We start from the raw sequence: 9,434 nt of genomic DNA, 5'->3' as shown, positions 1-9,434 counted from the left end.
ATCGAAAACTATATCTTTAAAATCGCAAAATCAAAACCAGAAAATGAAAACTTTAGATTCGATCCTTCAATCCTTTGCAGACTACGCATGGGGTTTACCATTATTAATAATATTAATTGGCGGCGGCCTATACCTTTTGGTACGCTCAAAATTTTTGCCCTTTCGATATTTTTTTCATGCCATAAATGTATTGAGGGGTAAGTACGATGATCCGGATGCCATTGGAGAAATTACACATTTTCAAGCACTTTCAACCGCATTGGCCTCAACTATTGGTATGGGAAATATTGCCGGTGTAGCCGTCGCGATTCACATTGGTGGCCCTGGAGCCATGTTTTGGATGTGGATCAGCGCCATTATTGGGATGTCCACAAAATTCTTTACTTGTTCCTTGGCCATTATGTTTAGAGGAAAGGACAGTAATGGTGTCGTACAAGGAGGACCAATGTATTTTATTATGGAAGGTTTAGGGAAAAATTGGAAACCTTTGGCTGTTTTTTTTAGTATTTGTGGGCTAATTGGGGCCTTGCCAGTTTTTAATGTCAACCAATTAAAGCAAGCCATAAATTTTATCTTATTGGAGCCAAATGGAATTGCTGAGACGAACACTTCAAATTTTATCATTGGTCTGATATTAGTGGCCATTACAGCAATCGTCATTTTAGGTGGTTTGGATAGAATTAGTAAAACAGCTGAGAAATTGGTGCCATCCATGGTATTTCTCTATTTTGTTTTGGTAATGATTATCCTTGGCGTTTATATAGAAGAAGTCCCTAAATATCTCTTATTAATGTTTACAGACGCCTTTGCTGCCAACAATTTCAATGGCGATTCATTTTTGGGAGGTGCCGTAGGCGGATTGATATTACTTGGTGTTAGAAGAGGCGCTTTTTCAAATGAAGCCGGTATTGGTACAGCACCAATGGCACATGGAGCTTCAAAAACCAATGAGCCCGTGAGAGAAGGATTGGTGGCCATGCTCGGGCCAGCCATTGATACGCTCGTCGTTTGTACCCTGACGGCACTTGCCATATTGGTAACTGGTGTTTGGAAAACAAGTGAAGTCAATGGGGTGAGTTTGACGGCTGCGGCTTTTAATGATGCCATTCCTGTTTATGGAAATTATTTATTATTGATCTGTATTGCGACTTTCAGTATTTCATCTTTATTTACCTACTCTTATTATGGATCAAAGTGCATGTCCTTCCTATTTGGTGCTCACAATAAACATTATTATAATTATTTTTATATAGCAAGTATCATCCTTGGTGCAGTGACACCATTAAGCATGATGCTCAATCTTATTGATGGCACGTTTGCGTTAATGGCAATTCCTACAATGACGGCCACCATTCTTTTGGCACCGAAAGTTATAAAGGAAATTAAGTCTTATTCTCAAAGGATGAAAATATAAGCGTTTTGAAAACGGATATCTTCAGAGTTTGTTTTTTATTTATCCTTTAAAATCTTGGGACAGTCACCATATAGAAATGCCGATTAAGTCGTTTCTATTAAAATTTATTTATATTTTTGAAATTAGAAGCAAAGGATGTTGAGATGTCCAGTTAAAATCGGCGACTATATACTATAACAAACCAAAACCATGAAAAGCAATGAGTAATTACAGTATTAAAAATCTTGAAGAATATTACCAAGTCTATAGAAAATCAGTCCGTGAGCCTGAAAACTTTTGGGAAGAAATTGCGGAAGAACATTTTCTATGGCGAAAAAAATGGGATAAGGTACTCACTTGGGATTTTCGTGAACCAGAAATTAAATGGTTTGAAGGTGCAAAATTGAACATTACAGAAAACTGTCTGGACAGGCATTTGCTCAATCGTGGTGACAAAACGGCCATCATCTTTGAACCGAATGACCCTAATGAAGAAGCGCAACATATCACCTATAAACAACTACATGAACGGGTTTGTAAAATGGCAAACGTACTTAAGGACCTAGGGATAAAAAAAGGAGATCGCGTCTGTGTATATTTACCCATGATTCCAGAGCTGGCTATCACCCTGTTGGCATGTGCCCGTGTTGGTGCCATACACAACGTGGTATTTGCAGGGTTTTCATCTAAAGCCTTGTCTACCCGTATTATTGACAGCGATTGTAAAATGGTAATCGCTGCAGATGGTTCTTTTCGCGGCAATAAAAGCCTTGATTTAAAGTGTATTGTAGATGAAGCACTTAAAGAATGTGATACTGTGGAGACGGTATTAATGGTAAAACGTACCAATGCCGATGTACCAATGATCGAAGATAGAGATGTGTGGTTACAACCATTGATGGATAAGGCTTCCCCAGTTTTTGATGCAGAAATTATGGATGCTGAAGATCCACTATTTATTTTATATACTTCGGGTTCTACCGGAAATCCAAAAGGCATGGTGCATACCATTGCTGGATATATGGTGTATACCGCCTATACATTTAAAAACGCATTTCAGTACAAGGAGAATGATGTGTTTTGGTGTACTGCAGATATTGGTTGGATTACCGGTCACAGTTATATTGTGTATGGACCTTTGGCCAATGGTGCCACCACGGTCATGTTTGAGGGAGTCCCACATTATCCAGATTTTGGAAGATTTTGGAAAATAATTGAAAAACATAAAATCACACAATTTTATACGGCGCCAACAGCTATTCGTGCCTTAGCAAAACAAAACCTCTCTTTTGCTGAAGATGTAGATCTGTCTTCTATTAAAGTCTTGGGTTCTGTGGGAGAACCGATTAATGAAGAAGCTTGGCATTGGTATAATGATATTATTGGCAAAGGTAAAAGTCCTATTATAGACACGTGGTGGCAAACAGAAACAGGCGGCATCATGATTTCGCCCTTGCCTTACGTAACGCCAACCAAGCCCACTTACGCCACTTTGCCATTCTTAGGGATACAGCCCGCAATTATGGATGATACCGAAGAGTTAAAAGGAATTCAGGTCAATGGACGTTTATGCATTAAGTTTCCGTGGCCAGGGATGGCGCGTACCATTTGGAATAATCACCAACGTTACAAGGAAACTTATTTCTCAACCTATGATAATATGTATTTCACAGGAGATGGTGCTTTAAGGGATGAAGTTGGTTATTATAGAATTACCGGACGAGTGGATGATGTAGTTATTGTTTCAGGACACAATCTTGGCACAGGTCCTTTGGAAGACGCCATTAATGAACACCCAGCAGTGTCTGAAAGTGCTATTGTAGGTTTCCCTCATGACATTAAGGGGAGTGCGCTTTACGGCTTTGTCACTCTAAAGGAAACGGGTGAGAGTAGAGTCCATGAAAATCTACGTAAGGAAATCAATCAGTTGATTTCTGAGCGGATTGGACCTATTGCTAAACTGGATAAGATTCAATTTTCGGAGGCACTTCCAAAAACACGGAGTGGTAAAATTATGAGAAGAATTCTCCGAAAAATTGCAGAAAACGATATGTCCAATTTAGGTGATACCAGTACATTGTTGAACCCGGAAGTGGTTCAAGACATTATAGACAATAAGCTATAAATGGCTCTTGTTTCAACAGAAGACAAATTAAAGGAACGTATTAAGGAGCTTACATGTCTTTATAATGTAAGCTCCTATATTGCCAATTGTAACCTCTACGATTTAGATCCTACTTTTAAGGCCATCACTTCCAGTCTTAAGGAAGCCATTCTTTACAGCAGTGAAGCCTTTGTAGAAATGAAACTTGGAGATAGCATTGTTTATGCCGGCGAAAGATCCACAGAACACGTGTTTATTTTAACTGCGATAAAAGCTTTTAATTTGCCTTATGGCTCTATTAAAATAGGGTATCCAAAAACAAAATACAATGAAAACGTGTTTTTGGAAGAAGAAAAACAATTGGTGCGGACCCTGGCCATTGAAATCGGTAATTTAATTGAACGTAAACAAATTATCGATAAAGAAGAGTTGACCAAACGTCAAATGGAACGTGCTGATCGATTATCGATCTTAGGTGAAATTACCGCCGGAATCGCACATGAACTCAATACGCCACTAGCCAGTATTCTTGGTTTTTCTGAATTGTTAAAAGAACGTTTTGTGAATGACGATGATGCTTTGGACGATTTGGATAAGATCATGAACAGTGCAATTTTCTCAAGAGAAGTGGTTAAGAAACTGATGTTTTTTTCCTGCGTAATGCCGCAGCAAATGGAGCTCGTCAATATTAACCCAGTTATTACGGAAGCTATCAATTTGTTGAAACCAAATTTTGGTAAAAAAGAACTCCTCTATCATTTAAGCTTTAGTGATGATGAGATTTATTTAAGGGTAGATACCATTCAGCTCACTCAGGTGGTTTTTAATTTAGTGATCAATGCAATTTATTTCTCCCCGCAAAATGGGGAAATATCAATTGAGGTTAACAATCAAGAAAGAGAGGTGGTGTTGATTATCAAAGATGAAGGAGATGGGATTTCAAAGGAGATCTCAGAATATATATTTAATCCTTTTTATACCACAAAACCTGTAGGCGAGGGCTCAGGACTAGGTTTGAGTGTCGTTCATGGTATCATCAAAAGTCATAAAGGAACCATAAGGCATTCGGCTAATCAACCTAAAGGCACTAAGTTTACGCTCACATTTCCAAAAATATAAAGCATGCCATTAGAGCAAGAAAACATATTGATTGTTGATGATGATGTTCAAATTTTGGAACTTATCCAACGACTTTTACAGTCTTTAAACTACCATACCTATAAAGCAATTTCTGTAAAAGAGGCCATTGCAATTTTGCAGGATCAATCCATTGACTTGTTGATTACTGATCTTCAAATGCCGGGAGTTGATGGTCTGCAACTGGTCAAATACGTCTCTGAGCATTTTCCCGAAATTCCAAAACTGGCGGTAACAGGTTTTCCTTCCATTGATGGTGCCTTAAAAGCTATGAAATCTGGGGTTATGGATTATCTCATAAAGCCCTTTACTAAAGAAGAGCTTAAAAATGCCGTTCAAAAATCGCTGGCTCTAAGGCAAAAACCGGTTCAGAAAACTAAAAGTAAATCGCAAGGAAATGCCGTTTTTTCTGAGATTATTGGACAGTCGGAAAGCATGCAAAATGTCCTGAATGTGATTGATAGGGTAAAGGACAATAAAGCCACTGTTTTTATTAAGGGAGAAAGTGGAACTGGTAAGGAATTGGTCGCCCGGGCCATTCATTATATGGGGCGGTTTTCTGCTGCGCCTTTTGTAGCAGTCAACTGTGGTGCTATTCCGGAAAGTCTGTTGGAAGCTGAATTGTTTGGATATACCAAAGGTGCATTTACAGGTGCCAACGATAATAGAAGCGGCTTTTTTCAAGCAGCAAATAATGGAACCCTGTTTTTGGATGAAATTGGAAACGCCTCGATGGCCACACAATTGAGTTTGCTCAGGGTTTTACAAGAAAAAGAAATCATGAGGGTTGGCTCTCAAAAAACTGAAAAGATAGACGTTAGGGTGATTGCTGCCACCAATGTCGATTTAAGGGAACTTATCAAGAATGGACGTTTTAGGGAGGATTTATATTATAGGCTCACCGTAGTTCAGATAGAAGTGCCGCCACTTAGGGATCGGAAATCGGATATTCCACTATTGGTGGACAAATTTCTTTTTAAATATGGAGTGGAATATAAAGATCGGATTGTTAAAATATCTGACGAAGCGCTATCGGCATTGGAGCGTTATGATTGGCCTGGAAATATTAGGGAGCTCGAAAACAGCATCCAGCGTGCTGTGATTATGTGCGACAAACAAGTTGAAATTGACAATTTGCCCAAATATTTAAAATTTCAAATTGATTTCCCTAAACAGGATACCTTTCTCTCCTTGAAAGAAGTAGAGAGATTGCATATTCTCAAAGTATTAGAGGCAACAAACAATAATAAATCCAAAGCAGCCGAGATTCTTCAAATTGATCGTAAAACGCTTCGCGATAAAATTAAGTAACAAGCATTTACTGGGTAGAAATTCCTCAGCGGGTAATTTATACCCAACATCCTTATTTTAATAATTCTTCAAATTACGCATAATAGCTTATTTATCAATGTGTTGTGTGTTGATTTGTTCTTCTTTACTTTAACGGCACGTCTATTGCCTTGATAATGATGAGTCTAAAGCAATAAATTATGAACCATTTAGAAAATAGTTTATGTGCGACGTGTGAACATCTTGCATATTGCAGTTTAACAAGCAGTAAAAGATTTATCTGGTCTTGTAGTGAATATGATGAATCTATTGGGCATGATAAAATTTATCACCAAAGAATGTTAAAGGCAAGTAATGAACTACCTGCGTCTTACAGGAATTTAGAACTCACCTAAAGTTAAGCTCATACTGTAGCAAAAAACAGTAGATAAATAGAAAACCATATCACGACATGTTTGAAAACGTGATGCAACAATTTTTTGTGGCATCCGATTTTGTGCATTTCAATCCGAAATTAAAACCAAAAATATAAAAAGGGCATATCTACAAAGTAGAATTTCCCAAAGTTGAAACTAAAAAAATACAGTAAAGATGAAATACGGAAAATTAATATTAGAAAAGAAGGAATATGTGATGATTAAGCGCTTGTTAAACCTCACTAATGATTATAAAGATTCGACACAAAAAGTGTCACTGACCAAATTTGCGAAGGAAATGGAGAGCGCAGAAATTTTGGATGATGATAAAATGCCTGATGATGTTGTGAGAATCAACTCAGAAATTACCATTGCCACTAAAGATGGCTGGTCCTATACCTTTCAAGTCGTTTTACCTGCAGAAAGTAACAATTCCCAAAAGAAAATTTCCTTGCTGTTACCTATGGGAGCAGCTGTTTTGGGATATGCTAAAAATGACAGTATAAGTTGGACGTTTCCGGGCGGCGATAAAGACATCACCATCTTGGATGTGAAACAAAATAATATAACCAAATTAAATATTGCCTAATGGAACCCTTAGTAAATTACGCATATGAAACCGATGACGAAATCGTCAAAAGACACATGCATCGTGAACTTCATACTTGGATATCACATCTCGATGCGATGAACAACGAGGCCGATCGGCTTGCTAAAATAGCGTCCAATAAGATCGGGGATAAAGTATTGCGAGATGAATTATTAGATAATATCAATGATAATATCAATCTATTAAATGAATTCTATACCTATAGAAATGCCCTGAATAACGTTAGGGAATGTGATGAGTTGGAATGTGATCAATTTTATATGCATCAACACGACCAGGTATTTGAAAAATATGTAGAGTGCGTTACGCAATACCGTGACATTAAGGATAAGGTGTATCAAAGATTACTTCTTTAATCTTACTTTGATCAGGTTATTGTTACTAAATTTTGGTAGAAATAAGCCATAGTCTGTTTTGACTATGGTTTCATTTTTTGTTAGATAAGCCTTAAAAAAGAGCGTCTTCCAATATTTTCCGGTAATTAAATATTATCTTTAACGTTGAAAATTTTACAAAATTAACCTAACTCCCAATACATGGATATCAAACTTGCAGTATTAATAGATGGCGATAATATTCCTTCCGCCCACGTCAAAGAGATGATGGAAGAAATTGCTAAATATGGAAACCCCACGATTAAACGAATTTATGGCGATTGGACAAAACCGCATCTTTCTAAGTGGAAGAATCTGTTGTTGGAAAACGCCATTACCCCAATCCAACAATATGGCTATACAGTTGGTAAAAACGCCACGGATTCAGCGATGATCATTGATGCGATGGATATTCTTTATTCAGCAAAAGTAGATGGTTTTTGTTTGGTCTCAAGTGATAGCGATTTTACACGCTTGGCGACACGTTTGCGCGAAGCCGGGATGAAAGTGTATGGAATTGGCGAAAAGAAAACACCCAATCCGTTCATTGTGGCCTGTGATAAGTTTATCTACATTGAAATTCTTAAAAATCAAGGTCAGCAGGAGGTAAGTGCTTCCAATGAAAAATCGAAAGCGGCGGAAAACGATATTGATAAGATTACAGAAAAGGATATAAAGTTTATTGCCGCTACAATTGATGACGTTGCCGATGATGATGGATGGGCATTTTTGGGGGATGTTGGTAGTTTGCTACAAAAAAAACAACCCAATTTTGACTCGCGGAACTATGGCTTTCAAAAGTTGACGCCTTTGATCAAATCCATTAAAGAATTTGAGATTGACCGTCGTGAAGATTCCAAAGGCCATTATAAACTAATTTACGTCAGAATTAAAGAAAATCACCAGCCAAAACCAAAACCGAAATCAAAATCAAATAAACAGTCAAATGGAAAAAAGAAGCTGATTGCTAAACTTTAATCATTTAAAAAAATATTTAATTTAGAATAATTTCCAATTCTGAAGATTTTTAGAAGAATGTTGTTACTCTCTAAAATATGTTTAACATGAAAAAGCGTTACCTTTTAAGTTGGTAACGCTTTTTTTATTAAGTGGCTTTCCCGATTAGGAAAACCAATTTTATGTAGCTCATTGGATATTTATTTTTCGTTTTTAAACACGATCACAAAGGGATGTTTCCGTGTTTTCTTTTTGGCATATCCACTTTTTTGTCTTCTAACATAGCAAAAGCCTTGATCAATTTTCGCCGTGTGTCTTGAGGGAGAATGACTTCGTCAATAAATCCACGTTCAGCAGCACTACACGGATTTGCAAAAAGACGCGCATATTCAGCTTCTTTTTCTTTCCATTTAGCTTCTTTATCTTCAGCCTTGTTGATTTCTTTCTTAAAGATGATCTCAGCAGCGCCTTTGGCTCCCATCACTGCAATTTCTGCACTTGGCCAGGCAAAATTCATATCGGCTCCAATATGTTTAGAGTTCATGACATCATATGCACCACCATAGGCTTTTCTTGTAATAACCGTTACTCTTGGTACTGTTGCTTCACTAAAAGCATACAGTAATTTGGCGCCATGCAGAATGATTCCACGCCATTCTTGGTCAGTTCCCGGTAAAAAACCTGGAACATCTTCCAGAACCAATAGGGGAATATTAAAACAATCACAAAAACGTACAAAACGCGCGGCCTTTTTCGAGCTGTCCACATCTAAAACACCGGCCAAATACATTGGCTGATTGGCTACAATCCCAATGCTTCTGCCGCCTAAACGGGCAAATCCCACAATAATATTTTCCGCATAGTTTTTGTGGATTTCATAAAATGAATCGGTGTCAATTATCCCATTAATCACACTGTGCATGTCATAAGGTTTGTTGGCATTGTTCGGAATGATGTTGGAAAGTTCTTCTCTAACTTCATCTTTAAGTTCAAAGGGCAGTAGAGGTGTGGTTTCTAAATTGTTTTGTGGTAAATAGCTGATGAGTTTTTTAATATCTTCCAGGCATTCCACATCATTTGTTGCGGTAATATGAGCAACACCTGATTTGGTAGAATGTGTACTGGCACCACCCAATTCTTCTGAAGTAACGTT

Annotated in this window: 8 protein-coding genes; 7 read left to right on the top strand and 1 reads right to left on the bottom strand. The window is 37.6% G+C overall.

What is annotated here, in order from left to right; translation table 11 throughout:
• Positions 1-43: 43 nt before the first annotated feature.
• The 7 genes from VLZ86_RS10605 to VLZ86_RS10575 all read left to right on the top strand — a co-directional run bounded on the left by VLZ86_RS10605 (position 44) and on the right by VLZ86_RS10575 (position 8,302).
• Complete coding sequence (locus tag VLZ86_RS10605) at positions 44-1,414, top strand: alanine/glycine:cation symporter family protein (RefSeq protein WP_325451114.1); 1,371 nt, start codon at positions 44-46, stop codon at positions 1,412-1,414.
• 199 nt (positions 1,415-1,613) lie between these two features.
• On the top strand, positions 1,614-3,518 hold the full coding sequence (gene acs / locus VLZ86_RS10600) for an acetate--CoA ligase (RefSeq protein ID WP_325451112.1): 1,905 nt from the start codon (positions 1,614-1,616) through the stop codon (positions 3,516-3,518).
• Positions 3,519-4,616 carry a HAMP domain-containing sensor histidine kinase gene (locus VLZ86_RS10595; RefSeq protein ID WP_325451110.1) on the top strand — a complete coding sequence of 366 codons (1,098 nt, stop codon included), beginning with the start codon at positions 3,519-3,521 and terminating at the stop codon, positions 4,614-4,616. It abuts the gene before it with no gap.
• Between the two features lie 3 nt (positions 4,617-4,619).
• A complete protein-coding gene (locus VLZ86_RS10590; protein WP_325451108.1) occupies positions 4,620-5,945 on the top strand; it encodes a sigma-54 dependent transcriptional regulator in 1,326 nt (441 codons plus the stop codon).
• Between the two features lie 570 nt (positions 5,946-6,515).
• Complete coding sequence (locus VLZ86_RS10585; RefSeq protein WP_325451106.1) at positions 6,516-6,929, top strand: GreA/GreB family elongation factor; 414 nt, start codon at positions 6,516-6,518, stop codon at positions 6,927-6,929.
• A complete protein-coding gene (locus VLZ86_RS10580) occupies positions 6,929-7,306 on the top strand; it encodes a hypothetical protein (RefSeq protein WP_325451104.1) in 378 nt (125 codons plus the stop codon). The genes VLZ86_RS10585 and VLZ86_RS10580 overlap by 1 nt, the downstream gene beginning before the upstream one ends.
• A 180-nt stretch (positions 7,307-7,486) precedes the next feature.
• On the top strand, positions 7,487-8,302 hold the full coding sequence (locus tag VLZ86_RS10575; RefSeq protein WP_325451102.1) for an NYN domain-containing protein: 816 nt from the start codon (positions 7,487-7,489) through the stop codon (positions 8,300-8,302).
• Between the two features lie 202 nt (positions 8,303-8,504).
• On the opposite strand, the gene VLZ86_RS10570 is transcribed toward VLZ86_RS10575, so the two are convergent.
• Positions 8,505-9,434: acyl-CoA carboxylase subunit beta (locus VLZ86_RS10570; protein WP_325451100.1), on the bottom strand; the 930-nt coding region annotated here is incomplete at its 5' end.

Source organism: Gelidibacter sp., from assembly GCF_035515035.1.
GTDB lineage: Bacteria > Bacteroidota > Bacteroidia > Flavobacteriales > Flavobacteriaceae > Gelidibacter.
This window is presented reverse-complemented; position numbering and strand designations above follow the sequence as displayed.

Bases quoted from the DNA above. Each gene is read 5' to 3' on its own strand.
- VLZ86_RS10605 (WP_325451114.1), top strand. From the start codon at position 44: ATGAAAACTTTAGATTCGATCCTTCAATCCTTTGCAGACTACGCATGG.
- acs (WP_325451112.1), top strand. From the start codon at position 1,614: ATGAGTAATTACAGTATTAAAAATCTTGAAGAATATTACCAAGTCTAT.
- VLZ86_RS10595 (WP_325451110.1), top strand. From the start codon at position 3,519: ATGGCTCTTGTTTCAACAGAAGACAAATTAAAGGAACGTATTAAGGAG.
- VLZ86_RS10590 (WP_325451108.1), top strand. From the start codon at position 4,620: ATGCCATTAGAGCAAGAAAACATATTGATTGTTGATGATGATGTTCAA.
- VLZ86_RS10585 (WP_325451106.1), top strand. From the start codon at position 6,516: ATGAAATACGGAAAATTAATATTAGAAAAGAAGGAATATGTGATGATT.
- VLZ86_RS10580 (WP_325451104.1), top strand. From the start codon at position 6,929: ATGGAACCCTTAGTAAATTACGCATATGAAACCGATGACGAAATCGTC.
- VLZ86_RS10575 (WP_325451102.1), top strand. From the start codon at position 7,487: ATGGATATCAAACTTGCAGTATTAATAGATGGCGATAATATTCCTTCC.